General features: G+C 70.5%; 26 protein-coding genes and 3 pseudogenes. 14 read left to right on the top strand and 15 right to left on the bottom strand.

The features are described 5' to 3' along the window. Nucleotides 1–156 precede the first annotated feature (156 nt). The 3 genes from OG266_RS25085 to OG266_RS25075 all read right to left on the bottom strand — a co-directional run bounded on the left by OG266_RS25085 (nucleotide 157) and on the right by OG266_RS25075 (nucleotide 3,642). Nucleotides 157–933 carry an SDR family NAD(P)-dependent oxidoreductase gene (locus tag OG266_RS25085; RefSeq protein ID WP_371548541.1) on the bottom strand — a complete coding sequence of 259 codons (777 nt, stop codon included), beginning with the start codon at nucleotides 931–933 and terminating at the stop codon, nucleotides 157–159. A 229-nt stretch (nucleotides 934–1,162) separates the two neighbouring features. After that, entirely contained in the window at nucleotides 1,163–2,416 is a 1,254-nt protein-coding gene (locus OG266_RS25080) for an RNA-guided endonuclease InsQ/TnpB family protein (protein WP_371548539.1), read from the bottom strand. A 278-nt stretch (nucleotides 2,417–2,694) separates the two neighbouring features. Further along, a complete protein-coding gene (locus OG266_RS25075) occupies nucleotides 2,695–3,642 on the bottom strand; it encodes an LLM class F420-dependent oxidoreductase (RefSeq protein WP_371548538.1) in 948 nt (315 codons plus the stop codon). A gap of 446 nt (nucleotides 3,643–4,088) precedes the next feature. Between OG266_RS25075 and OG266_RS25070 the strand changes: the two genes are divergently transcribed. Next, nucleotides 4,089–5,003: a hypothetical protein gene (locus tag OG266_RS25070; RefSeq protein WP_371548537.1), complete on the top strand. Its 915-nt coding sequence runs from the start codon at nucleotides 4,089–4,091 to the stop codon at nucleotides 5,001–5,003. A 94-nt stretch (nucleotides 5,004–5,097) separates the two neighbouring features. On the opposite strand, the gene OG266_RS25065 is transcribed toward OG266_RS25070, so the two are convergent. Continuing rightward, the gene (locus tag OG266_RS25065) at nucleotides 5,098–6,330 is read right to left on the bottom strand and encodes an amidohydrolase family protein (RefSeq protein ID WP_371548536.1); all 1,233 of its coding nucleotides are present in this window, start codon (nucleotides 6,328–6,330) and stop codon (nucleotides 5,098–5,100) included. Between the two features lie 201 nt (nucleotides 6,331–6,531). Here OG266_RS25065 and OG266_RS25060 point away from each other — a divergent pair, with 201 nt between their 5' ends. The 5 genes from OG266_RS25060 to OG266_RS25040 all read left to right on the top strand — a co-directional run bounded on the left by OG266_RS25060 (nucleotide 6,532) and on the right by OG266_RS25040 (nucleotide 11,118). Further along, nucleotides 6,532–9,483 (top strand): BTAD domain-containing putative transcriptional regulator, encoded by a 2,952-nt coding sequence (locus OG266_RS25060; protein ID WP_371548535.1) that lies wholly within the window; start codon nucleotides 6,532–6,534, stop codon nucleotides 9,481–9,483. A 204-nt stretch (nucleotides 9,484–9,687) separates the two neighbouring features. Next, nucleotides 9,688–9,915: a hypothetical protein gene (locus tag OG266_RS25055; protein WP_329547024.1), complete on the top strand. Its 228-nt coding sequence runs from the start codon at nucleotides 9,688–9,690 to the stop codon at nucleotides 9,913–9,915. A gap of 184 nt (nucleotides 9,916–10,099) precedes the next feature. Further along, nucleotides 10,100–10,246 carry a hypothetical protein gene (locus OG266_RS25050; RefSeq protein ID WP_371548534.1) on the top strand — a complete coding sequence of 49 codons (147 nt, stop codon included), beginning with the start codon at nucleotides 10,100–10,102 and terminating at the stop codon, nucleotides 10,244–10,246. 250 nt (nucleotides 10,247–10,496) lie between these two features. After that, a complete protein-coding gene (locus OG266_RS25045; RefSeq protein ID WP_326722421.1) occupies nucleotides 10,497–10,856 on the top strand; it encodes a hypothetical protein in 360 nt (119 codons plus the stop codon). Next, on the top strand, nucleotides 10,849–11,118 hold the full coding sequence (locus OG266_RS25040) for a hypothetical protein (protein WP_371548533.1): 270 nt from the start codon (nucleotides 10,849–10,851) through the stop codon (nucleotides 11,116–11,118). Before OG266_RS25045 ends, OG266_RS25040 begins: the two co-directional genes overlap by 8 nt. Before the next feature lie 4 nt (nucleotides 11,119–11,122). Here OG266_RS25040 and OG266_RS25035 read toward each other — a convergent pair whose 3' ends face one another. After that, nucleotides 11,123–12,721 (bottom strand): FadD3 family acyl-CoA ligase, encoded by a 1,599-nt coding sequence (locus OG266_RS25035; protein WP_371548532.1) that lies wholly within the window; start codon nucleotides 12,719–12,721, stop codon nucleotides 11,123–11,125. A gap of 152 nt (nucleotides 12,722–12,873) precedes the next feature. Here OG266_RS25035 and OG266_RS25030 point away from each other — a divergent pair, with 152 nt between their 5' ends. From OG266_RS25030 to OG266_RS25020, 3 genes are read left to right on the top strand one after another with little or no spacing between them, the layout of a single operon-like run. After that, the gene (locus tag OG266_RS25030) at nucleotides 12,874–14,022 is read left to right on the top strand and encodes a lipid-transfer protein (RefSeq protein ID WP_266459860.1); all 1,149 of its coding nucleotides are present in this window, start codon (nucleotides 12,874–12,876) and stop codon (nucleotides 14,020–14,022) included. A 6-nt stretch (nucleotides 14,023–14,028) separates the two neighbouring features. Further along, nucleotides 14,029–14,484: a Zn-ribbon domain-containing OB-fold protein gene (locus OG266_RS25025; RefSeq protein ID WP_266459858.1), complete on the top strand. Its 456-nt coding sequence runs from the start codon at nucleotides 14,029–14,031 to the stop codon at nucleotides 14,482–14,484. Then, a complete protein-coding gene (locus tag OG266_RS25020) occupies nucleotides 14,481–15,266 on the top strand; it encodes an enoyl-CoA hydratase/isomerase family protein (RefSeq protein WP_371548529.1) in 786 nt (261 codons plus the stop codon). The genes OG266_RS25025 and OG266_RS25020 overlap by 4 nt, the downstream gene beginning before the upstream one ends. 110 nt (nucleotides 15,267–15,376) lie before the next feature. Here OG266_RS25020 and OG266_RS25015 read toward each other — a convergent pair. The 3 genes and pseudogenes from OG266_RS25015 to OG266_RS25005 form a co-directional block, all read right to left on the bottom strand. Further along, nucleotides 15,377–15,556: pseudogene (locus OG266_RS25015) on the bottom strand (hypothetical protein); the annotation flags it as partial. Beyond that, a complete protein-coding gene (locus tag OG266_RS25010) occupies nucleotides 15,489–17,807 on the bottom strand; it encodes a PQQ-binding-like beta-propeller repeat protein (protein ID WP_371548528.1) in 2,319 nt (772 codons plus the stop codon). The gene OG266_RS25010 and the pseudogene OG266_RS25015, both read right to left, overlap by 68 nt. 274 nt (nucleotides 17,808–18,081) lie before the next feature. After that, nucleotides 18,082–18,849, bottom strand: a complete 768-nt coding sequence (locus OG266_RS25005) for a VOC family protein (protein WP_371548527.1) — start codon at nucleotides 18,847–18,849, stop codon at nucleotides 18,082–18,084. Between the two features lie 192 nt (nucleotides 18,850–19,041). Between OG266_RS25005 and OG266_RS25000 the strand changes: the two genes are divergently transcribed. Next, on the top strand, nucleotides 19,042–19,689 hold the full coding sequence (locus OG266_RS25000; RefSeq protein WP_266459846.1) for a TetR family transcriptional regulator: 648 nt from the start codon (nucleotides 19,042–19,044) through the stop codon (nucleotides 19,687–19,689). 112 nt (nucleotides 19,690–19,801) lie between these two features. Here the strand turns inward: OG266_RS25000 and OG266_RS24995 are convergent, their stop codons facing one another. Then, on the bottom strand, nucleotides 19,802–20,317 hold the full coding sequence (locus tag OG266_RS24995) for a nitroreductase/quinone reductase family protein (protein ID WP_371548526.1): 516 nt from the start codon (nucleotides 20,315–20,317) through the stop codon (nucleotides 19,802–19,804). Continuing rightward, a complete protein-coding gene (locus OG266_RS24990) occupies nucleotides 20,317–21,540 on the bottom strand; it encodes an acyl-CoA dehydrogenase family protein (protein WP_371548525.1) in 1,224 nt (407 codons plus the stop codon). Before OG266_RS24990 ends, OG266_RS24995 begins: the two co-directional genes overlap by 1 nt. 109 nt (nucleotides 21,541–21,649) lie before the next feature. Between OG266_RS24990 and OG266_RS24985 the strand changes: the two genes are divergently transcribed. Then, nucleotides 21,650–22,849, top strand: a complete 1,200-nt coding sequence (locus tag OG266_RS24985; protein ID WP_371548524.1) for an acetyl-CoA acetyltransferase — start codon at nucleotides 21,650–21,652, stop codon at nucleotides 22,847–22,849. A 38-nt stretch (nucleotides 22,850–22,887) separates the two neighbouring features. Here OG266_RS24985 and OG266_RS24980 read toward each other — a convergent pair. Further along, nucleotides 22,888–23,250, bottom strand: a pseudogene (locus tag OG266_RS24980) (GtrA family protein); the annotation flags it as partial. Between OG266_RS24980 and OG266_RS24975 the strand changes: the two are divergent. The 3 genes from OG266_RS24975 (at nucleotide 23,159) to OG266_RS24965 (ending at nucleotide 24,901) form a co-directional block, all read left to right on the top strand. Beyond that, nucleotides 23,159–23,539, top strand: a complete 381-nt coding sequence (locus OG266_RS24975) for a hypothetical protein (RefSeq protein WP_371553190.1) — start codon at nucleotides 23,159–23,161, stop codon at nucleotides 23,537–23,539. The pseudogene OG266_RS24980 and the gene OG266_RS24975 sit on opposite strands and share 92 nt — an antisense overlap. Nucleotides 23,540–23,735: 196 nt before the next feature. Beyond that, a complete protein-coding gene (locus OG266_RS24970; protein ID WP_266459834.1) occupies nucleotides 23,736–24,161 on the top strand; it encodes a pyridoxamine 5'-phosphate oxidase family protein in 426 nt (141 codons plus the stop codon). 71 nt (nucleotides 24,162–24,232) lie between these two features. Beyond that, on the top strand, nucleotides 24,233–24,901 hold the full coding sequence (locus OG266_RS24965; RefSeq protein WP_371548523.1) for a pyridoxal 5'-phosphate synthase: 669 nt from the start codon (nucleotides 24,233–24,235) through the stop codon (nucleotides 24,899–24,901). Here OG266_RS24965 and OG266_RS24960 read toward each other — a convergent pair. From OG266_RS24960 to OG266_RS24945, 4 genes and pseudogenes are all read right to left on the bottom strand, one after another. Beyond that, nucleotides 24,879–25,064: pseudogene (locus OG266_RS24960) on the bottom strand (GNAT family N-acetyltransferase); the annotation flags it as partial. The gene OG266_RS24965 and the pseudogene OG266_RS24960 overlap by 23 nt on opposite strands. Before the next feature lies 1 nt (nucleotide 25,065). Then, nucleotides 25,066–25,668 (bottom strand): GNAT family N-acetyltransferase, encoded by a 603-nt coding sequence (locus tag OG266_RS24955; RefSeq protein ID WP_266459828.1) that lies wholly within the window; start codon nucleotides 25,666–25,668, stop codon nucleotides 25,066–25,068. Between the two features lie 63 nt (nucleotides 25,669–25,731). After that, nucleotides 25,732–26,139 (bottom strand): Zn-ribbon domain-containing OB-fold protein, encoded by a 408-nt coding sequence (locus OG266_RS24950; RefSeq protein WP_371548522.1) that lies wholly within the window; start codon nucleotides 26,137–26,139, stop codon nucleotides 25,732–25,734. Then, the gene (locus tag OG266_RS24945) at nucleotides 26,136–26,270 is read right to left on the bottom strand and encodes a hypothetical protein (protein ID WP_371548521.1); all 135 of its coding nucleotides are present in this window, start codon (nucleotides 26,268–26,270) and stop codon (nucleotides 26,136–26,138) included. Before OG266_RS24945 ends, OG266_RS24950 begins: the two co-directional genes overlap by 4 nt. Nucleotides 26,271–26,340 lie beyond the last annotated feature (70 nt).

The following is a 26,340-nucleotide window of genomic DNA, read 5'->3' as shown; positions in this document are numbered from 1 at the left end:
CATCCCCAAGAGTCTCTTCCGAAGAGATCTGACGTACCGTCAGATCCACTCAGTCGACTGTTCCACCGAGCCCCTTGAGCGTCAATAGTTGACGTTCAGTCAGAAACGGGCCATCGGAAACCGGGTCGTCAGTAACGGGGCCGTCGGCAACGGGAGTCAGAAGACGCTGACGCCCGCGAGCCAGCCGCCGTCGATCACGAACGGCTGCCCGGTGATGTACGAGGAGTCCTCACCGGTGAGGAAGAGCGCGAGCCGCGCCACCTCCTCCGGCCTGCCGATCCGCCCGAGCGGCACGAGCTTGCGATAGAGACCGTCGATGGCCCGCGCCATCTCCTCGGTGTCGGCCCCCGGATCGAGCTGCGCCGGGTTGCTCATGGCCGTGTCGATCGCCCCCGGACACATGGCGTTGACCCGTATCCCCTTGGGCGCCAACTCCAGCGCGGCGACCCGGGTGAGCCCCAGGATCGCGTGCTTGCTCGCCGCATACGCGCCCACCGCCGCCATGCCCGTCACCGCCGTGTACGAGGCGGTGTTGACGATCGTGCCGCCGCCGGCCTCGGCCAACTCCCCGGCCACGGCCTTGATCCCGAGGAAGCAGCCGACCTGGTTGACCTGCACGACCTGCATGAACTCGTCGAGCGGGGTGTCCACGAGGGTGTTGAACCGCAGGATGCCCGCGTTGTTGACCAGCCCGTCGACCTTCCCGTACGCCTCCTTCGCGGCGGCGACCGCAGCCACCCAGTCGGCCTCGCGACCCACGTCGAGATGGACGTACAGCGCACCGAGCTCCTTGGCGAGATCCTCGCCCTGATCGTCGAGAACATCGGCCAGGACGACCCTGGCACCCTCGGCCGCGAACAGCCGGGCCTCCTGCTCCCCCTGACCGCGCGCCGCTCCGGTGATCAGGACGACACGTCCGTCGAGCGTGCCCATGCGGGCCCCCTTTGGCATCGATGGGCTCAGCATCGTACCGCCATATCTGACTAAGCGTCAGATGAGGGTTGGGTGATTGCGCGAGCACATGCGCAGCGACCCAGGTGACATCAAGTGACGGACAAGTGGGGATATTTGACTCGGTCGTCGGTACCTTCGCGGCCGAACAATCCTGATCGCAAGGAAAAGAAGCCATCAAGGACGGAGCAAGGCATGGCCAAGAGGAGAGTCAACTACCCGGGGCCAAAGGTCCCGGGCTTGCACAACGGGCATCACTGGCGGTGGTGCGTCGTTTGCGTCCGGCCTCACGCCCGGATGTCCGGGGTGGGGCGGGGGCCGTTGACTGGGCCCCGCGTCGCCACAACTCCCACGCGCGGGCGCGGATGTTGCGGGAGCTGTTCCGGTCCGCGTGATCAACGAATCCGCAGTTCCGGCACGCGAACCAGGCCTGACTGACCCGGTTTGCTTTGTCGATGTGGCCGCATTCGGCGCAGGTTCGGGAGGTGAACGCAGGATCGACGTACACCACCGGCACTCCGGCCTTGCGGGCCTTGTACGCGATGAACTGCCCCAGCTGGGCAAACGACCAGCTGGAGTGGGTGGCCCGTTGGGGCTTGCGAAGCCGTACCCGCTCGCGGATGCCCGTCAGGTCTTCCAGGGCGATTCCGCGACCGGTGCGTTCTGCCTCGGCCACCACATGTATCGCGATCTTGTGGTTGATGTCCTTCGCCCGCCGCGCCTCCTTGTGCCGCCGCTTCTTCAACCGGCGCTTGGCGGATGGGGTGTTCTTCTTCTGCAGCTTGGCCCGCAGGCCCCGCTCCCGGACCCGGATGCGGTTGAGTTCGCGTCCGGCCATGATTTCGCCGTCGGAGGTGGTGGCGATGTTCACGATGCCCAGGTCGATGCCGAGGAAGTCCACCGGATCCGTATTCGGCACGGCTTCGGGGATCTCGCAGGTGGCGATGAGGAACCACATGCCGTCCCGCTCCAGCAGGTCGGACTCGCCCCTGCGATACAGGGCCAGCGTGGCTAGTTGCTCCACCGAGGCAGTGAACGCCACGTGTTTGATCCGCCCGCCGGTGGTCCAGATCGATACCGTCCGGTCCGGGATCTGCCAGGACAACATTCGGTCGTCGTAGGGCTGCGCACCCTGGGGACGGAAGGTGATCGGCTTCTCGGTGGCCTGGCGGTAGCGGCGGGAGCCGGGCTTTCCCAGGTTCCCTGCCTTCAGGTTCGCCCTCAGCGTGGTGTACGCGTCACACGTCTTCTTGATCGCGTGCTGGGCGGCCTGCGCGCCCAAGCCCCAGCGTGACTTGACGGTGTCGTAGGTGTGCTTGCGCAGGGCGAAGTTCTTGAACTGTCCGCGCTCGAAGGCGACCTCACTCACCCGGGTGGCGGCCTCGTTGCAGGCGTGCAGGGTCGCCTCGAGTGCCGCCGCCTGCATGGGCGTCGGCAAGAGCCTGACCTGCACCACCATCTTCACGATCACCGAACGTACGCACCCACGCGAGACACCACCACACGTTCGAGATCGTTCACCCGATCGAGCGACCAGACGGGCCCTTAATCGGCGGTCTCCGTCAGACGTGACACTCGGCCGCTCCGTGGCCGGACCACCACAACGCCCATGCGGCGCTCCGCGCCGCATCCTTGAGGCAACTCGACGTGGGCATGTTCAAAGATTCAAGAAGGAAAAGCCGGGCTGTCTGGCAGGTTGGCCCACGACCCCCACCGGTTGGGCCACGACTCCCACCGTTTGGCCTACGCCTCCCCCAGCAGCGGCCCCACCTCGGTGCCGAACGCAGCCATCTGATCGGTGAGTTCGGTGCGGCTGCGGCTGCGGAACCGCACCTGTATCTGGTGCACACCCATCGCGCGGTACGCCCGCAGCGACTCGGCGAGCGCCTCGGGCGCCCCGTGCAGGGTGCGCCGCCCGACGTCCCAGCCGGGCTCACCGACGTACAGCGGCTCGGTGATGGCACCGATGGTGAGGGGCTCCTCGACGCCCGCCTGCGCGCGCAGGCTCTTCAGCCGGTCGATCTGCTCGGGCAGCCGGTCACGCGGATCCCCCTGCGGCAGCCACCCGTCACCGCGCTGCGCGGCCCGGCGCACGGCGGCGGGCGAGGACCCGCCGACCCAGACGGGCACCCGCTCCTGCGCGGGCCTGGGCAGCTGCCCGAGCCCCTCGAAGTCGTACAACTTGCCGTGGTGCACGGGGAATTCATCCGGCCCGAGCGCGGCCCTGAGGGCATCGATGGACTCGTCGAGGACCGCCCCCCGCCGCTCGAAGTCCACCCCGAGCACCTCGAACTCCTCCTGTACGTGCCCGGCCCCGACCCCGAGGATCAGCCGCCCCCCGCTCAGGTGGTCGAGGGTCGCGTACTGCTTGGCGGTGATCAGCGGATGCCGCAGCCCGACGATCGCGACATGGCTGAGCAGCCGTACGCGCTCGGTCACGCCCGCCAGGAGGGCGAGGGTGGCGACGGGGTCGTACCAGACGGTACTCATGGCGCTCGCAAGCCGGCGCGGGATGGCGACGTGGTCGCAACTCGCGAGATACGCGAACCCGGAGCGGTCGGCGGCACGGGCGATCTCGACGAGGTCACCGGGGCCCGCGCCCGCCTCCCACGGCTCGGCATAGATGGTGCTCTGCGACTGGATCGGGAGCTGCATCCCGTAGGCAAGTCGCCCTTCCGGCAGTACGTGCATCGGCACCCCTTGGCTGACGGGTCGTCATATCACGACCAGGCCATCGTCGTAGCTGACGGTTCGTCAGACAAGGGGTGGGGTGGTCGAAGTCGACGGGCGGTGGGTGGTGGATGAGTCAGCGACAGGAGGCAGGCCGAGCGGGGCCGACGCGGTCCGGCGCGGTCCGGCAGCAGCACCGCCAGGGGCGCGGGGAACTGCGCGACCAGCCACAACGCACCCGCAGACGACGAACCGGACTTCCAGCGGAGCGCGCCGACGGACGGCCGCGCCCGAAGCCCCCCGACTGTCCGCGTCCCGCGCGCAATTGCCGGAAGTCGTCCGCAATTGCCGGGAGCCGTCGCGGCCTCGTCCCAGGCGCGTAACCGGGTGAGGGCGGCCCGGAAAGCGGCCCGTACTGCCCGGCGAGGTTCCGGGGAGGCCGGGGCCGACGACCCGAGGAGAGCCCGATGTTCCGCAACAGCAGTCGCAACCGCTTCGCGATGATCGCCGCTTCCGCCGCCGCCGGTGTCATGCTCCTGACCGCCTGCAACGGCACCGGCACCGCCGGCTCCACGAGCCAGGGCGCGGCCGACTCCGTCGCACAGAGCCTGAACTTCCTGAACGGCACCGCCGAGCAGAACAGCGCCCAGCCCAAGACCGGCGACTGGGCCAACGCCCCCGGCAAGCCCGCCGCCAAGCCGGTGGCACGCAAGTGGGTGCAGCTCAGCGCCGCCCGCGCGGGCGACCTCGACCCGGTGGTCGTCAACGGCGCCGGCTTCACCCTCTACCGCTTCGACAAGGACACCGCCGATCCCTCCAAGTCCAACTGCGACGGCGACTGCGCCACCACCTGGCCGCCCGTCCTCGTCGCGCCCGGCGGCAAGATCTTCATCGACGGCGTCGACAAGTCCGCCGTCGGCGTGGTCAAGCGCACCGACGGCACCCTCCAGGTCACGATCGGCGGCTGGCCCGTCTACCGCTTCAGCAAGGACCTCAAGCCCGGGGACACCAACGGGCACGGCGTGGGCGGGACTTGGTTCGGCGTGACGCCGGACGGACAGAAGGCCGGCGTGACCGAAGCCCCTGATGAGGCTGACGCGGACCAGGGGCAGGAGCAGGGCGAGGCCGAGGGGCAGGCCGCCACCAGCGCCGTCCTCTTCGACGACCCCGGTTTCGCGGACAACGGCTCCCAGGGCCTCGCCGGCCAGGGCTGCAAGAACGTCTTCCGCGACGACGTGGCCTCCTCCATCCAGGCGGCCGGCTCCCTGAAGATCTGGACGGGCGCCGACTGCACCGGCAAGTCGAAGGTGATCGAGGGCGACGTGGCGGACCTGGCGGCGATCGGGTTCAACGACGATGTCTCGTCGGTGTTCTTCGGCTGAGGTCCTTGCTTCTACGAGACTTCTACGGGGCTTCTACGCGCGAGGCCGCACCCCTGGTCGGGGTGCGGCCTCGCACCCGTACGCCCCCTGATGGCTACTTGGCCCCCGGCCACAGCCCGTCGCCCGTGAGCCCAAGGAGCTCGATCGCGTTCCCCCGTACGATCCGGTCGACCACGTCCGCGTCAAGGTGCCCCATCTGGGCCTCGCCGACCTCCCTGGACTTCGGCCAGGTCGAGTCGGAGTGCGGGTAGTCGGTCTCGTACAGGACGTTGCCCACCCCGATGTCGTCGAGGTTCCTGAGCCCGAAGGCGTCGTCGAAGAAGCAGCCGTACACGTGCTCGGTGAAGAGTTCGGACGGCGGCCGGTGGACCTTGTCGGCGACGCCGCCCCACCCGCGGTTCTCCTCCCACACGACGTCGGCGCGTTCGAGGATGTAGGGGATCCACCCGATCTGGCCCTCCGCGTACATGACCTTCAGACTCGGGAAGCGCTCGAACTTCCCGCTCATCAGCCAGTCGACCATCGAGAAGCAGCAGTTGGCGAAGGTGATGGTGGAGCCGACGGCGGGCGGGGCGTCGGCGGACGTCGACGGCATCTTGCTGCTGGACCCGATGTGCATGGCGATGACCGTGCCGGTCTCGTCGCAGGCGGCGAGGAAGGGGTCCCACTCGTCGGTGTGGATGGAGGGCAGTCCGAGGTGGGGCGGGATCTCGGAGAAGGCCACCGCGCGTACGCCACGGGCGGCGTTGCGGCGTACCTCCGCCGCGGCGAGCCGGGGATCCCAGAGGGGGATGAGGGTCAGCGGTATCAGCCGTCCCCCGGCCAGCGGCCCGCACCACTCCTCCACCATCCAGTCGTTGTAGGCCTGCACACACAGCAGGGCCAGCTCACGGTCCTTGGCCTCGGTGAAGGTCTGCCCGCAGAAGCGGGGGAAGGTCGGGAAGCAGAGGGCGGACTGGACATGGTTGACGTCCATGTCGGCGAGGCGCAGCGGCACGTCGAACGAACCGGGCCGCATCTGCTCGTACGTGATGACCTCGAGCTTGATCTCGTCCCTGTCGTACCCGACGGCGGTGTCGAGACGGGTGAGGGGCCGGTGCAGGTCTTCGTACACCCACCAGTCCCCTATCGGTCCGTCGTCGCCCGGGTCGCCCATGACGGGCGCGAACTTGCCGCCGAGGAACGTCATCTCCCTCAGCGGGGCGCGGAGGATGCGCGGGCCTCGGTCCTGGTACTTGGACGGGAGCCGGTCCCGCCAGACGTTGGGGGGCTCCACCGTGTGGTCGTCCACCGAGATGATCTTCGGGAAGGTCGGGAGGGTCTCCATGTCTTTTACGGTAGCGCCGATCTGACGGTCCGTCAGCTACCTGGTGGCAGACTGCTGGATTGCGGGGGCCACGTGTGGGCATTGTGTGAGCCTGCGGAGCTTGGCACGGCGGCCTGTGATCGACGTCTCCCGAAGCTGACGCATCCGCCATGAACAAGGCAAACTGGCTTCCTAGTGTTAGCAGTTCGGCAGGGGGCAGCGATGGACGGTGTGCCGCGAGTACCGGAGCAGTGGCGTCGCGAGGAATCGGCGACTCTGCGCTTCAGCGTGCTCGGTCCGGTGCGCGCCTGGCGCGGGGAGGATCTCCTTCCGGCGGGGTCCCCGCAGCAACGCGCCATGCTGGCGGCCCTGTTGCTCCGCGAGGGCCGTACGGCCACCGCCTCGGAGCTGATCGACGCGCTGTGGGGCGACGAGCCCCCGGCCCAGGCCCTGGCCACGGTACGTACGTACGCCTCACGGCTCAAGAAGACGCTGGGCCCCGAGATCCTGGTCGGCGAGGCGGGCGGCTACGCGATCCGGCTGTCCGGCACCGGCGGGACGCTCGACCTCGCGCAGGCCCAGGAACTCGCGGCCGACGCCGAGAAGGCCCGCAGCGCCGGGGATCTCTGCCATGCCCGTGAGGTGCTGCGGCGCGCGCTGAGTCTGTGGGACGGGGAGCCGCTGGCGAGCGTGCCGGGTCCGTTCGCGGAGACCCAGCGTGCGCGGCTGGAGGAGCTGCGGCTCCAACTCCTCGAATCCCGCCTCGACATGGACCTGGAGCAGGGCTGCCACGCGGAGGCCGTGTCGGAGCTGACCGCACTCACCGCCGCGCATCCGCTCCGGGAGCGCCTGCGCGAGCTGCTGATGCTCGCGCTGTACCGGAGCGGGCGGCAGGCGGAGGCCCTGGCCGTGTACGCGGACACGCGGCGCCTGCTGGCCGACGAACTGGGAGTGGACCCCCGGGCGGGCCTGAAGGAACTCCAGCAGCGCATCCTCCAGGCGGACCCGGGCCTGGCCGAACCCTCCGCCCCGGCCGCGGAGCCCGCGACGGCCCCGGTCCGCCCCGCCCAACTCCCCGCCACCGTGACCGACTTCACCGGCCGCGTCTCCTTCGTGAACGAACTGAGCGACGTCCTGGCAGCCGCCTCCTCCGAGGAGGGCCGGGTCATGGCCGTATCGGCGCTGGCGGGGATCGGGGGCGTAGGCAAGACGACGCTCGCCGTGCACGTGGCCCATCAGTCGCGGGGCGCCTTCCCGGACGGTCAGTTGTACGTGGACCTCCAGGGCGCGGGGTCGCGCGCCGCCGAGCCGGAGACGGTACTCGGGGCGTTCCTGCGGGCGCTGGGAACCGCCGACTCGGCCATCCCCGACTCCCTGGAGGAGCGCTCGGCGCTCTACCGGTCGGTACTGGACGGGCGGCGGGTACTGGTCCTGCTCGACAACGCCCGGGACGCCGCCCAGGTGCGTCCACTGCTCCCCGGGACGGAGGGCTGCGCCGCGCTGGTCACCTCCCGGGTGCGGATGGTGGACCTCGCGGGCGCGCATCTGGTGGACCTGGACGTGATGTCCCCCGAGGAGGCCCTCCAGCTCTTCACGAAGATCGTGGGCCGGGAACGGGTGGAGTCGGAGCGCGAGGCCGCGCTGGACGTGGTGGCGGCCTGCGGATTCCTGCCCCTCGCGATCCGCATCGCGGCGTCCCGGCTGGCCGCCCGGCGTACGTGGACCGTGTCCGTACTCGCGGCGAAGCTCGGCGACGAACGGCGCCGACTGGACGAGTTGCAGGCGGGCGACCTCGCGGTCAAGGCGACGTTCGAGCTGGGCTACGGGCAGTTGGAGCCGGCACAGGCCCGCGCCTTCCGGCTGCTGGGGCTGGCGGACGGGCCGGACATGTCGCTGGCGGCGGCGGCCGCGGTGCTGGATCTTCCGGTGGAGGAGACCGAGGATCTGCTGGAGCCCTTGGTCGATACGTCGTTGCTGGAGTCCGCGGCACCTGGTCGGTACCGGTACCACGATCTCGTACGGCTCTACGCGCGCGCCTGTGCGGAGAGGGATGAGCAGCCGCCCAGTGAGCGAGAGGCGGCTATGTCCCGGTTGCTGGACTTCTACCTGGCCACGGCGGTGGAGGTCTTCGCGATCGAGCGGCCGGGAGACCGCCTGGTGGATCACCTTGAGCCGACACAGTACGCGGGCCTGCGGTTCAGCGACCGCCAAGAGGCACTCGACTGGCTGTACTCCGAGGCCAACTGCCTCCTGGCCTGCGCGCGGCAGGCGGTCGGAGGCAGTCGGCTTCGCCGGGGCGTGGACCTGCTGTGGGCTGCGAAGGACTTGGGGGAGTCGGGGGCCAACTCGAAGCAGTACGAGTCCGCGGCTCTCGCAGCCAGGGACGCCGCTCAGACCTTCGGTGACTCCCGGGCGGAGGGGCGCGCTCGCACGACGTTGACCAACGTCCATCTCGTGGCCGGGCGTTATGACGAGGCGGACGAAGAGGCGCGCAAGGCGGGGCTGCTTGCGAGCGCGGTCGATGACGCCTCCGCGCTCTACTGGACGAGCAACGACCGAGGGATCATCGCGTTCATCCAGGGCCGAAACGCAGACGCCGAGGAGCACCTCCTCTCGGTGATCGAGGGTTCGCGGGCGGACGGAAACCATCCCCTCGAAGCGAGCGGCTTGTGCAACCTCTCCCGGGTGCATCTCGCCATGGGCCGTACTGCACACGCCATTTCGCTCGCCCAGCAAGGCATCGACATCTATGACCGCCTGGGGCTGACCTTGCGGCTGGCCAACGCCCGGTATGCCCTGGGACTGGCCCTCACACAGGCGGGGCGCCCGACGGAAGCGCTGAGTGAACTGAGCGAGGCGCTTCAGATGTTCCAGACGAACCGCCAGCGTCTCTGGGAGGGGACCACCCACTTCCGTATCGCGCAGGCCCATTTCACGGGGCGTCACCTGGCGAAGGCCGCGCAGCATGCCGAGCAGGCTCTCGCGATCGGCTGCATCGGCGGAGACCGCATGCGGGCCAATGTCCTGACGACCCTGGGGCGTTCGCTTGACGCCCTGGCTCAGGTGGACCGCGCACGGGCCTGCTGGCTCGAGGCGCTCTCCCTGTACGAAGCGTCCGGTGCGGCGGAGGCGGCGGAAGTCCGAACGCTGCTCGCTCCCGCTTCTGCCGCCTGAGACGCCCGCCTCAAGGGCGTTCATCGATTGTTTATGCCCCGCTGGCATGCTCAGCGCACTGATCCGTTGCGTCGGGGGACAGGCGGGTCACCAGGACTCAACACCTAGGGTGAGAGTCCATTCGGCTCCTGTCCGGCAGCCCTCGGGGGAGTTGCCGGTCAGGGGCCCCAACAGACTTAACTCGAACGCGGGGAGTTCGCAGCCATGAGCGACAAGCAGAAGAACGCTGATGCCACCACCCAGGACAACCACGCGCCCGTGCCGCCGGCTGACGACACCATCGTCACGCTGGACAACCACGCGCCCACCCCACCTGCCGACGACGCGATAGTCACTATGGACAACCACGCGCCCGCGCCGCCGACCGACGACGTCATCGTCACGATGGACAACCACGCGCCCGCGCCGCCCGCCCTGGACCTGGACCGCTAAGGACCTTCATCCCGACGGGGATCGGCCGCGGTGGCGCGGAGGGGGAGCCACCGCGGCCGAGTCATGTCCGGGGCACGGTCCACGCCAGTTCATGGCGTGAATCGTTTGCCCCTCTCGAACAATCGCCCCCTCTGCCGCCGGCGTCACTCGACGTCCGGAAGTCCCCTCTCCCACAGGAGCTGGAATGACCCGTACCAAGAAGATCGTCGCAACCATTGCCCTGGTGCTCGGCGCCACCGCCGCCGCCGCGAGCCCGGCACTGGCCGACCAGCACGCGCCCGTGAGCCCGCAGGAAACCGTCGTGGCCCCGCTGGACTCGCACGCCCCCTGACACCGAATCTCACCGATGGGGCCGAGCCGAACAAGCTCGGCCCCATCGCCACGTCCAGCCGCACCGACCCCGCGACCTCCTCCAACCTCGCCCCCGGCAGCCCATACCCTGCGGGGCGAGCCCTGGGTCGAGGCGGAGGGAAGACGGACCCGCCCCTCACCGCACCGGCATGTGCAACGAGTCAAACACCCTGCGTCACCACCTTCACCTGCCGTACCGTGGCCAAAGGCAGTCTCAGGGAAGGATGAGGATGACCGCACAGCACATCGAACCCGGCGGACCCGTCATCCCCCGGCCCGAACGAACACCCGGCGCCCTACGTGTGGCCCTGGCCCAGGTCGCTCCACACCGGCTGGCCGAGATGGAGCGCCAGAAGGACGAGGCCATCGCCCTGGCGGCCGGCACAGGCAGCCTCGGGCCGATCATGCAGTTCCTGGAAACGTGGGCCGTCGCGGTCGAAATCGCAAGGATCCCCTCCACGGCTGCCCGGCTCCGGGTCGCGGAATACACGGCACAGACCGTCGACCAGGATGACCCCGCGTGGCGCGGCGCCATGGACGAGATCCGCACGCTCCACTCCTCCACCCGGGAGTCGCTCACCCGTGAGTAGTTGGCGCTGGGAGTACGACCCGGACGAAACCCACGTCATCGGTGGCGATACCCCTGCACCGCCTGCCTTTGTCGCTGAAGTGGAGAAGCGCGCCGCTGAAATCACGCGAGCGGCTGAAGCCCTCTACCTGGACGGCACCGCGTACCAGGGCGCCGGCGAAGGAGTACAGACCGCTTACGTGCCCGGCGGGATGTTCCTCTACCTGGCCATTGCCCGGCACGAGTGTGTCTACATCCTCCAGGTCACGGCCTGGCCCGCATAACCGCTCACCGCCCCCGCAACTCCCCCTTAACCACCTTCCCACTCGCATTCCGAGGCAGCTCCCCCACGAACTCCACCACCCGCGGCACCTTGTAGTTCGCCATCTCGCGTCGTGACCAGGCGATCAGGTCGTCGCCGGTGGCCACGGAGCCCGGTCGGCGGACCACGTACGCCTTGCCGACCTCGCCGAGGCGGCCGTCCGGTACGCCGATCACGGCGATGTCGGCCACGTCCGGGTGCAGGCCGAGGAGTTGCTCGATCTCGGCGGGGTAGGCGTTGAAGCCGCCGACGATGAACATGTCCTTGATGCGGTCGGTGATGCGGAGGTTTCCGGCCGCGTCCAGCACGCCTACGTCGCCCGTCCGGAGCCAGCCGTCCGTTCCGAGGACGGCTGCCGTCGCTTCCGTGTCCTCGAAGTAGCCCTGCATGACGTTGAATCCGCGGACCAGGATCTCCCCGGGGGAGCCGACATCGACCGGGTCGCCCGAGGGTCCGACCACCCGTACCTCCGTGTCCGGGATCGCCCGCCCCGACGTGGAGGCGATGACGGTGGGGGCGTCCCCCCGGCGGCACATCGTGACGATGCCGCTCGCCTCCGAGAGCCCGTACGCCGTCAGGACCGTTTCGATCTTCAGCTCCGACTTCAGGCGCTCGACGAGCCGCAGAGGGACCACCGCCGCGCCCGTCACCACCAGCCGCAGCGCCGAGAGGTCGTGCGCGTCCCGGGAGGGGTGGTCCAGCAGGGACTGGTGGAGGGTGGGCGGGCCGGGGAGGACCGATATCCGTTCCGAGGCCACGTTCGCGAGGACCGTGTCCACGTTGAACACCGGCTGCGGGACCATCGTCGCGCCGCGCATCAGGCAGGCCACGATCCCGGCCTTGTAGCCGAAGGTGTGGAAGAAGGGGTTCACGATCAGGTAGCGGTCGCCCTCGCGGAGGCCCGACAGTTCGCTCCACACGGCGTACGCGCGAAGCGTCTGCGCGTGGGTGATCACCGCACCCTTCGGACGGCCCGTCGTCCCGGACGTGAAGACGATGTCGGAGGGGGAGCTTCCGGAGAGGGCCGCCTCCCGCTCCCGTACTTCCTCCGCCGCCACTCCCTCCCCGCCCGCGAGGAAGTCCTTCCAGGTACGGAAGTCGGCGGGGGCGTCGTCCGAGAGCACGACCACCTGTTCCAGGTGCGGGAGGCCGGGGAGCGGGCCCGTGCCCTCCCCCTCCCCCGCGGCCCGCCGCAGCGACGCCACGTACGACGTGCCCAGGAAGGTGCCCGTCACGAACAGCAGCCGGGCCCTGCTGCGGGCCAGTATGTACGCCGCTTCCGTCCCCTTGAAGCGCGTGTTCAGCGGGACCAGGACCGCCCCCGCCGACACCGCGCCCAGGGCGGAGACGATCCAGTCGAGGGTGTTCGGGGCCCAGATCGCGACCCGGTCGCCCTGCCGCACCCCGCTCGCGAGACAGGCCGCCGCCGCGCGTTCGACGCGGGCGCCCAGCTCCTCGTACGAGATGCGCGTACGGCCGTCGACGACCGCCTCGACATCGGCGTACCGTTCGGCCGCCGACCGGACCAGTCCCGGGATGCTGCCCCACTCCAGGTCTCCGCGCATCTCACGCCTCCCTGCACCCGAAACGCACTAGCTGACTGACCGTCAGATTAGCTGTAGCCTGACGCCCTGTCAGCAGTCGGGACTCCGTGCGGAGGTGCGCGCACATGGCAAGGACCGCGACAAGAGCAACGAAAAGGGCCATCCCCAGGAGCATGCCGGGGATCAAGGACGCCACCGCCATCGTCGGGATCGGCCAGACCGACTTCGCCAAGCAACTCCCCGAGTCCGAGAAGACCTTGGCCTGTCGTGCGATCCTCGCCGCCCTCGACGACGCCGGGATCGCGCCCGCGGAGGTCGACGGGCTCGCCTCCTACACGATGGAGGAGACGGACGAGGTGGAGGTGGCGAAGGCCGTCGGACTCGGCGATCTCAGCTTCTTCAGCAAGGTCGGGTACGGCGGCGGGGGTTCGTGCGCCACCGTCGCGCATCTCGCCGCCGCGGTCGCCACCGGGCAGGCCACGGTCGGCGTCGCCTGGCGGTCACGGAAACGGGGCTCCGGCCCCCGCCCGTGGAAGAACACCACCGTCCAACTCCCCACCCCCGCCCAGTGGACCCGCCCCTTCGGGCTCCTCAGACCGGCCGACGAGATCGGCATGCTCGCGCGCCGCTACATGCACGAGTACGGCGCGACCCGCGACCACCTCTTCAACGTCGCCCTCGCCTGCCGCAACCGCGCCAACCAGAACCCGGCCGCGATCATGTACGAGCGGCCCCTCACCCGCGAGATGTACATGACCTCCCGCTGGATCAGCGAACCCCTCTGCCTCTTCGACAACTGCCTCGAAACGGACGGTGCTTTGGCGTGCGTCATCGTCTCCGCCGAGCGGGCCAGGGACTGCCGGCGCAAGCCCGTGTACGTCCACTCCGCCGCCCAGGGCCTGCCCGCCCAGCACCACGGCATGGTCAACTACTGGAACGACGACCCCCTCACAGGACCTGCCTGGACCGCCGCCCGACACCTGTGGAAACACGCCGACTTCACGCCGGAGGATGTGGATGTCGCGCAGATCTACGACGCTTTCACGCCCCTCATCCCGCTCTCCCTGGAGGGGTACGGCTTCTGCGGGAAGGGCGAGGGCGCGGGGTTCACGGAGGGCGGGGCGCTGGAGATCGGGGGGCGGCTGCCCATGAACACGGGGGGTGGCGGTCTCTCCGAGGCGTACGTGCACGGCTTCAACCTCATCAACGAGGGCGTGAAGCAGCTGCGGGGCACGAGTACCGCCCAGGTGCCGGGGGCCGCCACCTGTCTGGTCACGGCCGGTGAAGGCGTACCGACTTCCGCTCTCCTCCTGAGGAGTTGACCGACCATGAGCGACGACGAGACCACCCTCCTCTCCCCCGTCCCCGACGACGACGGCGCCCCCTTCTGGCAGTACGCCGCCCAGGGCGAACTCCGGATCCAGGCCTGCGCCGACTGCGGCGAACTCCGCTTCCCGCCCCGCCCCTGCTGTCCGCACTGCCACTCCTTCGCGAGCGAGTGGCGGAAGATGAGCGGGAGGGGGCGGGTCTGGTCCTACGTCGTCCCGCATCCGCCGCTTCTTCCCGCCTACGCCGCGCAGGCCCCGTACAACGCGATCGTGGTGGAGCTCGCGGAGGCGCCCCGGATACGGCTCGTGGGAAATCTGGTGAGCGGGCCCGGCGCGCCGCTCAACTCCGTCGCGGTGGAACGGATTCGGATCGGCGCGCGGGTGCAGGCCGTGTTCACCGAGGTCACCGACCTCGCCGGGGTGTCCGTGCCCCGCTGGGTCCTGGAGCGGTCATGAGCGGCGGCGGCGGCGGTCTGCGCGTCAGCATCGACAAGGACTCCGGGGTCGCCGTCCTCACCCTCGACCGGCCGGAGAAGCTCAACGCGATCGATCTCGGCATGGCGGCGGAACTCGCCTCGGCGTGGCGGGAGTTCCGGTTCGACGACTCGGTACGAGCGCTGGTCATCACCGGGGCCGGCGAGCGGGCCTTCTCCACGGGGATCGACCGGGGGGCCGACGTTCCGCAACCCAACTCCCCCTACATGGTGGACGATCCGCTCGTCGCCATCGGGCCGAAGGCGAACGACCTGTGGAAGCCGGTCATCGCCGCCGTGAACGGGATGGCCTGCGGGGGTGCCTTCTATCTGCTGGGGGAGTCCGAGTTCGTCGTCGCGGACGAGACGGCCACCTTCTTCGATCCGCACACCACGTACGGCATGGTCAGCGCGTACGAGTCCATCTACATGGCGCAGCGGATGCCGTTCGGGGAGGTGGCGCGGATGGCGTTGATGGGGACCGCCGAGCGGGTTTCCGCGCGGCGGGCGTACGAGGTGGGGCTGGTGTCGGAACTCGCCGTGTCCGGTGGGGCGTTGGCGGCGGCCGTGGAGTGTGCCGCGGTCATCGCCTCGTATCCGACCGAGGCCGTCCAGGGCACCGTCCGCGCCCTGTGGTCCGCAACGGAGGTGGCCCGTGCCCAGGCCCTCGCCCACGCCCCGTACCTCGTCTCCCTCGGCAACCTCCCGAGCGAACACCAGGCGGACCTGTTCACCGCCCGCCGCTCGGCCTTCAGGACCCGCTGACGGGTCGGGGCTGGGGGTGGTTTTTTCGCCCCCTCCGCCCCTACCCATTCCCGTCCCTTGGGGGCTCCGCCCCCAAACCCCCGCTCCTCAAACGCCGGAGGGGCTACCCCCCTCAGCCCGTCCGGCGTTTGAGGACGAGGCCGTCCAGGCCGACAGCGGGGGTCTGGGGGCGGCAGCCCCCAGGAGCAAGGGACGGGTAGGGGCGGAGGGGGCGAAAAACCCCTACACCGTCCGGGCCGTGCCCGTCCCCTTCTCCGCGTCCAGCGCGTACACGCACCGGTCCTTGCTGCACGCGTACACGACGCCGTCCTTGACCACCGGAGCCCCGGTGATCTCACCGCCGGTGGCCAGCTTCCACCGCAGACGCCCGTCGTCCGCCTTCAGCGTGTACAGCAGATGGTCGGTGGAGCCGAAGTGGATGCGCCCCTCGGCGACGGCCGGGGCGCCCACGAGGTCGCCGCCCGCCTGGAAGCGCCACTTGGGGGTGCCGGTGACGGCGTCGAGGGTGTAGAGACCCTTGCCGCTGCCGACGTGGACGTGACCGGCGGCGACGAGGACCGGCTCGATGGAGGCACGGGACTCGGTCGCGATGCGCCAGCGGTCGCGACCGTCGGTGGCGTCGAGGGCGTACACGGTGCCGAGGTAGTCGGCGAGGTAGACGCCACCGCCGGTGACGGCGGGGCCGGGCGCGAAGGCGGGCGGGCAGAGGAAGACCGCGGGGGCCTCGAAGTGCCAGCGGACGTGCCCGTTCGCCACGTCGATGGCGAGGACCCGGGTGCCCGCGGAGACGTACACGTATCCGTCGGGCGCCGACGCGATCCGCACCGGCACACCCCCGCAGGAAGCCGCGTCACCGATCGGATAGGACCAGCGCTCCTCGCCGGTACGGGCCTCCAGGGCACGCAGCCGGGCGTCCTGCCAGACGTACACGGTGCCGTCGTGGACGGCGGGCCCGGCCTCCGGGGACTCGAAGTCGGTCTGGGCGCCGGAGATCTCCCACAGCTTGTGGCCGTTGGCGGCCTCCCAGGCCTGTACGCCGCCGCCGCGCGTGCCGGTGACGACGGTGCCCCGGTCGGCCTTGAGGGAGTACACCCAGGCGTCGGTCGACAGACGCCACAGGTCACCGCCCTCGCGGGCGTTCAGGGCGAAGAGGGTGGGGCCGTCGGAGGCGTGGATCCGGCCGTCCGCCACCGACATGGACCAGGCCACGTCACGCGTCTTGAAACGGCGCCGGCCGGTCGCGACGTCGAGGGCGTGCACCTCGAAGGAGGTGACGTAGACGAGGTCGTCGGCGACCGCGGGCGTACCCCATACGTCGTTCGACATACGGAAGCGCCACGGCCGCCAGCCGGCCGGGGAGTCCGGCGCGGGGGGCGCGGCGACGGGCGCGGGGTCCGCGCCGTTCACGCCGGTGCGCGGCCGGGACCAGGACGCGGCGAGGCCCGCCTCCGGAGGGGGTGCCTTGACGGCGGCGGCGCGGGCGTCGGCGACGCGTGGACCTGGGCCGATGGGCACCTGGGCGCCCGCGAGGCGCACGGGGCCCGTGTCGGGCGCCCCGACGGGCACGGGGGCGTGCGAGGGCGGGGGCGGGACGGCTCCGCGCCCCCCGCTGCGGCCGCCGGACGGCGACGGCTTCGCGGGCGGCCTGCCTCCGCGGCGCGCCTCGATCAGGCTCACCGCGCGCTCGGGCAGCCACGCCGACGCCGTACCGCTGTCGTCGGATCCGGAGCCGAAGAGGTGCGGTGCCAGCTGGGCCTGGAGGTCGGCGGGGTTGGGGCGGCCGGTTGCCTCCATCTGCATACAGGACTCGATGAGGGGGCGCAGTTCGGCGGGCAGACCTTCGAGGTCCGGGCCCTCCCTGAGCAGCATGAAGACCGTCTCGACGGGGTTCGCGCCGTGGAAGGGGGCGTGGCCGGTGGCGGCGAAGACGAGCATCGAACCGAGCGAGAAGACGTCGCTCGCGCCGGTCACGCTGCGCGAGTCCTTGGCCTGCTCGGGCGACATGTACGCGGGCGTACCGACGGCGACGTTCGTCATGGTCAGACGGGTGTTCGAGACGCCGGACGCGATACCGAAGTCGATCACTCGCGGTCCGTCCTCGACGACGAGGACGTTCGAGGGCTTCAGGTCGCGGTGGACGAGCCCCGCGCCGTGGATGGACTGCAGCGCCTCCGCCACGCCCGCCGCGAGCCAGCGCACCGCCTGGGCCGGCATCGGCCCGCACTCATTCACTATTTCTTCCAGTGAGGGCGCGGGCACGTACGCGGTGGCCAGCCACGGCACGGCCGCGCGCGCGTCGGCGTCGACCACGGCCGCCGTGTAGAAGCCGGAGACGGCCCGGGCCGCCTCGACCTCACGCGAGAAGCGCACCCGGAACAGCTGGTCCTCGGCGAGCTCCGTCCTGACCGTCTTGATCGCCACGCGCCGGCCGGAAGCCGAGCGCGCGAGATAGACCAGCCCCATGCCGCCGGCACCCAGCCGCCCCAGCACCTCGAACGGCCCGATCCGACGCGGATCGTGCTGCGTCAGCTGATCCACCACTTGCCTGCCACCTCCCCGTACGGGCCACGTCATCCACGTATGAACGCGGCCCCGTGCAGCGTCTCACCACCGCACCGCCATGGCGGCACGCACCCCGATTCTTCCTGTCCGAGCCGATGGTTGCGAACCCGGGGGCGGATCGGGGTGTCTTGGGGCAAAATGACCGCACGTTTCGGGCACCGCCCGCTCATGGCCCGGTCAGGACCCGGTCAGGACCCGGTCAGGACCCGCTTACAGCCGATGCACCACGTCTATTACAACCGCCGCGCCACGGCTAGGACCGCTGAAGTACGGCGAACGACGCCCCCTGATTGTCCGTGACCACCGCCACCCGCCCGTACGACGTGTCGAAGGGTGTCACCTGGACGCGGCCGCCGAGCCGGTTCACCGTCCCGAGTACGGCGTCGCAGTCCTCCACGCCGAAGTGGACGAGGAAGTGGGGCGGCATCTCGGCCGGGAAGACGTCGGTCACCGGGGCCCGGCCGAAGTCGGGGGAGGCGTCGGCGCCGAAGAGCGCCTCCAGGAAGAGGGTGCCGTAGAACTGGTCGACGGCCGCCATGTCCCGGGCGTACAGCTCGGCCCAGCAGAAGGTGCCCGGCTCGTGCCGCTTGCCGAAGCCGGGGTGGGTGTCGGCCTGCCAGAGGCCGAACACGGCGCCCTCCGGATCGGCCGCGAGGGCCCTCGTGCCGAAGTCGCGCACCGGCATCGGCGCGGTGATCACCTGGCCGCCCTCCGCCGTGATCCGGGCGGCGAGCGCGGTGGCGTCCGGCGTCGCGAAGTACACGGTCCATACGGTGGGCATCCGGCCGTCCCGCTTGGGTACGAGGGCGGCGACGGGCACACCGTCACGGTGCGCCCGCACGGCTCCCACTGCCCGAGCCTCGGGTTCGTCCGGGTGATGCCCGCCTTCGAAGGTCCACCCGAACAGCTCGCCGTAGAAGCGCTTGCCCGCCGCGACGTCGGGGAGCTGCGCATCGACCCAGCAGGGGACGCCTTCGGGGAAGGCGGCGGGACCCTCGGGCAAAGCGGCGGATTCGGCCATGCGGCCAAGCTAACGGGCCTGCACGCATCCCGCAGAGCATGCGCACCCCTTTGTGCACGGGCACACGCACCCCCGCGTGAACAGCCACCCGCACCCTGTGTGAACAGGCACACCCACCCCTGTGATGAGCAGCCGCACCCCATTTGCAGTCGGCCGAATCGCGCTCCGATCACCCCTCGGTAAGCTGACGGCATGACAGGACAAGTGCGTACCGTCGACGGCCGCGTGGCCGGGCGGCGTGGGCAGGCGACCCGGCAGAAGCTGCTGGACTGCCTCAGCGAGATGCTCAGCTCCTCGCCCTACCGTGACGTCAAAGTCATTGATGTCGCCCGTAAGGCGGGCACTTCACCCGCGACCTTCTACCAGTACTTCCCGGACGTCGAAGGCGCCGTCCTGGAGATCGCCGAGCAAATGGCCGCGGAGGGCGCCGAGTTGACCCAACTGCTCGACGGGCGTTCCTGGGTCGGCAAGGCCGGCTGGCAGACCGCACAGGAACTCGTCGACGGCTTCCTGGAGTTCTGGCGACGCAACGACGCGATCCTCAGGGTCGTCGATCTGGGCGCCGCCGAGGGCGACAAGCGGTTCTACAAGATCCGCATGAAGATCCTCAACTCCGTGAACAACTCCCTTACGGACACGGTCACCGAACTCCAGTCCAAGGGCAAGGTCGACAAGGACGTGAACCCGGCGGCGATGGCCGGTTCCCTTGTCGCCATGCTCGCGGCGGTGGCCTCGCACCAGAAGGGCTTCCAGTCGTGGGGCGTCAAGCAGGCTGAACTCAAGCCGAATCTTGCGCTGTTGGTACACCTCGGCGTGACGGGCAAGAAGCCGACGAAGTAGTACGTTCCCCTTTCTTTCAGGACCTCCTGTCATGCAGGCGGCAGTCCACCGAGGTGGACTGCCGCCTGCTGCGCTGTGGGTCCGACAGGGATCAGTTCCGACAGGGATCAGTTCAGCGCCGTACGATCCGGAACAGCCGGATCTCCCGGTCGACCCGCTCCTGATACGTGACGTACGGCGGCCAGAACGCCACCGCCGCCTTCCAGGCCGCGGCCCGCTCGTCCCCGTCGAGGAGATGGGCGGTTACGGCGATGTCCTCGCCCTTCCAGCTGATCTCGGCGTCCGGATGCGCACGGAGATTGGCGGTCCAGGCAGGGTGATCCGGCCGCCCGAAGTTGGAGCCGATGAGGATCCAGCTCACCGGACCGGCGCTTTGGGTGGTTCCGGCGCCTCCGGAGTCCTCGGGCATACACGCCAACGGCGTACGCCGCTCCACCCCGCTCCTGGCGCCACGCACGGTGAGGATGATCCCCGGCAGCATCTGCGCGCTGAGCAGCACCTTGCCGCGCGTCAGCCGGTGCACCACACGGTCAAGGGCGGGGATGAGATGCGGCGCGATCCGCGCGAACATCGGGGTCGAGGAGACCTTCTGCACCAGCCGAACCCCTGGAACCCTGCGTGCGGCCATCAGACGGTCACCTCCGCGCGACTGCCATCACCCTTACGGTCGAACAGGCGTGCCACTTCGGCGGCGTACCCCCGTAGCCGATGCACCGGCCCGAAGAGCGACTCATCGCCCGCCGCGCGCTTGAAGTACAGGTGGGCGTCGTGTTCCCAGGTGAACCCGATGCCGCCGTGCAGCTGGATCCCCTCGGCCGCCGCACGGCGCAGCGCCTCCAGGGCCTGCGCGAGCGCGAGCCCGCCGACCCGCTCACCACCGGTGCCGGTGGCGGCATCCGTACCGGCAGCCCAAGCCGCGTAGTACGCCGCCGACCGTGCCGCCTGCACCTCCACATACACATCCGCCAACCGGTGCTTCACCGCCTGGAACGACCCGATCGCCCGCCCGAACTGCTCCCGTTGCCGCACGTACTCGACCGTCCTCTCCAGTGCCCGGTCGGCGGCGCCCACGGCCTCGGCGGCGAGCACGGCGGCAGCCATGTCCCCTACGCCGGCGAGCGCGCCGGCCACATCGGCGTTCTCGTCACCGAGCAACTCGGCCTCCACATCACGAAGTTCGATCCGCGCCTGGGGCCGCGTCTCGTCCAGGGAGGTCTGCCGCACCCGTACGAGCCCCGCACTCCCGTCCCGTACGAGATACAGCAGTGTCCGCGACCGTGCGAACCCTCCTGTGTGCGCAGCCACCACAAGGAGCCCCGCACTATGTCCGTCGAGCACCTGTGCCGCCTGCCCATAGAGGCGCCACACACCATCGACCTGGCGCGCCTGTACGCCACCCGCACGGCCGCCGCCTGCCCAGTCGCCGCCGTTGTCGCCCACCAGCCCGAGCGCCGTCGCGAGCACGGCGCCCGGCACCGCGAGGGCGGCGGTCAGCTCGCCGGAGGCGAGGCGGGGCAGCAGCTCGGCGCGCTGGGCCTCGGCGCCCAGGGCCAGCACCAGCGGGGCCCCGAGTACAGCCGTGGCCAGGAGCGGAGAGGGGGCCAGCGCGCGCCCCGACTCCTCGCAGGCGAGGGCGAGTTCGGTCACCGAGCAGCCGACACCGCCGTACGCCTCGGGGAGGGCGAGCCCGGGCAGCCCGAGCTGTCGCGCGAGCGCCTCCCAGAACGCGGGGTCGTACCCGGCGGGCGTCAGCACGGCCGCCCGCAGGTCCTCCGGACCACAGCGCTTGAGCAGCAACTCCCGCAAGGTGCGGCGGATCTCTTCCTGTTCGGCGGTGAAGCGGGCATCCATGGGGGGCTCCTCCGGATCTGACGGAGCGTCATGTTAGGACTGCGGCAGCCAGATGCACAGGCCCGCGACGGCCTCCCCCGCCCACATTGTCTGATGTACCGTCAGATTTATGACGCCAGGAACTCCAAGGACTTCCGGTGAGGGCAGACGCAAGGTCGCCGTCGTCGGCGTTTCCCTCTCCGACTGCGGCCGCGTCGAGGAGGCGACCCCGTACGCCCTGCACGCCCAGGCCGCCCGCCGCGCGCTGGCCGACTCGGGGCTCGGACGCGAGGTGGTCGACGGTTTCGCGTCGGCGGGCCTAGGCACGCTGGCGCCCATCGAGGTGGCCGAGTACCTGGGACTGCGCCCCACCTGGGTGGACTCCACCTCCGTCGGCGGCTCCACCTGGGAGGTCATGGCCGCCCACGCGGCCGACGCGATCGCGGCCGGCCACGCGAACGCCGTCCTGCTGGTCTACGGCTCCACCGCCCGCGCCGACATCAAGGCGGGCCGCCGCACCGGCAACCTGTCCTTCGGCGCCCGGGGCCCCCTCCAGTTCGAGGTCCCGTACGGCCACACGCTCATCGCCAAGTACGCGATGGCCGCGCGCCGCCACATGCACGAGTACGGCACGACGCTGGAGCAGCTCGCCTCGGTCGCCGTGCAGGCCCGCGCGAACGCGGCGGCGAACCCGGAGGCGATGTTCCGCACCCCGGTCACCGTCGACGAGGTCCTGTCGGGCCCGATGATCGCCGACCCCTTCACCAAGCTCCACTGCTGTATCCGCTCCGACGGCGGCGCGGCGGTCCTGCTGGCGGCCGAGGAGTACGTACGGGACTGCCGTACCGCTCCCGTCTGGGTCCTCGGCACCGGCGAGCACGTCTCGCACACCACCATGTCCGAGTGGGCGGACTTCACCGTCTCCCCGGCGGCGGTGAGCGGCCGCCTCGCCTTCTCCCGCGCCGGGGTCCGCCCGGACGAGATCGACCTGGCCGAGATCTACGACGCCTTCACGTACATGACGCTCGTGACGCTGGAGGACCTCGGCTTCTGCGAGAAGGGCGAGGGGGGCCCGTTCGTGGACACCGCGAAGGGCCGCTTGCTGGTGGGCGGGGAGCTGCCGGTCAACACGGACGGGGGCGGGCTGTCGGCCCAACACCCCGGGATGCGGGGGCTGTTCCTCCTGGTGGAGGCCGTACGCCAGTTGCGCGGAGAGGCCGGGGAACGCCAGGTACGGAAGGCCGGCGGGCGCCTTCCGGAGCTGGCCGTCGCCTCCGGGACGGGCGGCTGGTTCTGCTCTTCGGGGACGGTGGTGCTGGGGCGGGGGTGAGTCCGGCCCGGCTCCTCGATCTGGTCGATCCGGTCGATCCGGTTCCGGCCGCTCGCGAAGACGAACAGGCGCAGCACCAGGAAGCGTCCGATTCCGGCGAGCCCGGAGGCGCTGAGGTAGACGATCTGCTCCGTCAGCAGCCCGGGCGAGGCCTGCAGCAGGTGCAGTACGAGTATCGCCGCGGAGGTCACCGCGTAGGCGGCCGCGGCCGATCCCGCGGACTGCCAGTGCTGGCGCCATTCCGCATGCCGCCCGGCCCCGAAGGTGAAGCGTGCGTGCAACTCCGTGCAGAGGAGGGTGGAGGCGACGGTGATCACCGCGTTCGCCAGGGCCCAGGGCAGCACCCCGGCGAGCCCCGCCACGGCGGCGCTGGAGAGGACCCCGACACCGCCGCCGAACAGAACGAACCGGGCGAAGGAGGCGAGCGGTCCCGGTCTTCCGGGAGCTGCCGGGGTCACCGGGGTCTGTGAGGGCACTGGGGTCACCGGAACCGCCTGGGTCACCGGGGTCACCGGAAGCCGGCGTACGCCGATCGGGTCGGTGTCCTCCGTCGGCTGGGAACCCCGCGCCGCGAACGCCGTCTCCGGCTTCGACAGGAGCAGCGCTGTCATGGGGGATTCCTTCCGGGCGATGAACCTCTGGGACCAGCTGGGTTTCGGCTGGGATCAACTGGGTTCAACGATGTCGTGACCCGCTCCTCAGCACGAGGAGGCGGGCTCCCGAACCAGTGGTGGAGCTAGCCCCACCATGGCCCGGGGGTCACCCCAGAAGTTCCTGTTACAAGCCAACCCCGTCGGGCACCCATCGATTCCGGAATACGAAGTGGTGCAGAGCACGCTGACCCGGACATCCGTCATCCACTGTGCGCAGCCTGGAGGAGCCCGACATGGCCCTGCCCCGCAAGGAGCGCGAAGCCTTTCTCGCCGAGCCGCACGTCGCCGCGTTCGCGGTCGACGCGGGGGCGGGTAGGGCCCCGCTGACCGTGCCGATCTGGTACCAGTACGAGCCGGACGGCACCGTCTGGATCATGACCGCGCTCGACTCCCGCAAGAACGAGCTGATCGAGGCTGCGGGCCGGTTCTCCCTCATGGTCGACCGGCTGGAACCCACCATCCGGTACGTGTCGGTCGAGGGGCCGGTCGTCGGCACGGCCCCCGCCACCCGCGAGCAGCTCCATGAGATCTCGGCCCGCTACCTCCCGGCCGACAAGGTCGATGCCTACGTCGACTCCGCCTGGAAGGAGCACGGCGCACAGGTGGTCGTCCGCATGCGCCCCGAGCGCTGGGTCTCCTCCGACCTCGGCTCGCTCTGAGAACTCTCGGTGAGCATCTCAGTGAGTAGGGGTGTGAGCGGGGCACACGGGTCGCACGTGACAATCAGGGCATGAGTGCCGACGCGTCCTCCGAGTTCGTCCGCCTGCTCCGGTCCCAGCGGGTCTGGGACACCGAGCTGCCCCCCTTCGATCCGGGCGCGGCACCCGACGAGCCGCTGCCGCTGTTCGAGCGATGGTTCGCGGAGGCGGTGGCGGCGGGCCAGACCGAGCCGCACACCGTGTCGCTCGCCACGGCGGACGAGGACGGGCTGCCGGACGTCCGTACGGTGATGCTGCACGGGGCGGACGCCGAGGGCTGGTCCTTCGCGTCCCACGCGACGAGCCGCAAGGGCCGGCAGCTGGCGGCCCGCCCGTACGCGGCCCTCGGCTTCTACTGGCCTGCGCAGGGACGCCAGATCCGCCTCCGCGGACCTGTCACCGTCGCCCCTCCCGAGGCGGGCCAGGCGGACCTGCACGCCCGCTCCACCGGCGCGCTGGCCGCCGCCCTCGTCGGCCACCAGAGCGAAGTCCTGCCGTCGCAGGAGGAGTTGGAGCGCCGCTCGGCCGCGGCCTGGTCACAGGCCGAGCGCGAACCCACCACCCCCGTCCCCACCTGGACCCTCTACCACCTCCGCCCGGACGAGGCGGAGTTCTTCCAGGGAGACGCCCACAGACGCCACGTACGCCTCAACTACCGTCGCGTGAATGGGGCTTGGGTCACGGAGCTGCTGTGGCCGTGAACTCGTACGTCGCGAAGTCCGCCACCGGCCGGTAACCGATCCGCTGATACAGGCCGTTGCTGGTCGGGTTGGCAAGGTCGGTGAAGAGCAGCACCTCGTCGGCACCGGAGGCGAGCGCGGCACGGCTGACCTCGGCGGTTGCGGCACCGGCGTAGCCACGGTCGCTACGGAACGACGGGCTCCGCATCCGCCGCGATCCGCCCGTGCAGATGCACATCCCGGAACGCGTCATGTCGCCCCGCCTCGAACATCGCGCCCCGCAGCGTCCCCTCGTACCGGAATCCGCAGCGCTCGGCGACGTGGCAGGACGCGTCGTGGCCGAGGGCGTGGCCCAGTTCCAGGCGGTGCAGGCCGAGGTCGGTGAAGGCGAAGCGGGTGGCGAGGAGCAGGGAGCGGGTGGCCACCTGGCGGCCGCGGGCCTCGGGGAGGACCCAGTAGCCGACGCGGGCGCAGCCCATGACGTGGTCGATCTCGTTGACGCCGATGTGGCCGAGCAGCTCGCCGGTGTCCGCGTCCGTGACGCAGAAGGACACCCCGCTCCCGTCCACCGCGGCCTCCGCACGCGCGCGGAGCGACTCACGGGCACCGTCGATGTCCCGGATCATCCTCAGCGGCGTGTTCCACCGCTGGAACTCCGGGTCGGACAGCCCACGCAGCCACGCCGCCGCATCGACGTCGGACTCCGCGTTCCAGGAACGCAGCCGAAGCCCGTGCCCGTGCTGCTCGGGGAAAGGCTGGATGACGTAATGCTCGTGGACGTCGGCCATCAGTCCATTGAAGCCCCTCGGCGCGTACGACTCCCACTCGGGGCGCAACCGTCGACCACTCGGTCACGCACGGGGCCGGAACACCGGCACGCACGCGCCCCCCGCCCGCCGGAACGTCACCTCAAGCCCCATCCCCATCCGCAGCGCCCCCTCCGCGCACTCCACGACCTCGGTCATCATGCGCGGCCCCTCCGCGAGGTCGACGACGGCGGCGACGTACGGGACGCGCTCGCCGAACGGCGGGAGGTCGTTGCGGTGGACGACGGACCAGGTGTAGAGCGTGGCGCGGCCGCTCGCCCGCTCCCACTCCACGGTCTCGCTCCAGCAGTGCGGGCAGAACTCCCGGGGGTAGTGGTGGGCCCGCCCGCATCCTCCGCAGCGCCGCACCAGCAGCCGGCCCTCCGCCGCCGCGTCCCAGTACGGCCGCGTGAAGGCGTCCACCTCGGGCAGATCGAAGCGCGCGTCACTCACGAGAACAGCCCGATCGCCTCGTCCACCGGCCATGTCCGCCCCGCCGTCCCGAGCGGCCCGGGATCGGGATCGGGCGGCCCGATACGGAGCACGGCCGGCCACTCCGCCCCCCTGAGCCAGATCGTGTCCACGAACGCCCACGCTCCCTTCCATTTCTGACGGTACGTCAGTTCAACTCACCGGGGAGCGCCCGCGCAAGAG

This window comes from Streptomyces sp. NBC_00554, assembly GCF_041431135.1.
Taxonomy (GTDB): domain Bacteria; phylum Actinomycetota; class Actinomycetes; order Streptomycetales; family Streptomycetaceae; genus Streptomyces.
This window is presented reverse-complemented; position numbering and strand designations above follow the sequence as displayed.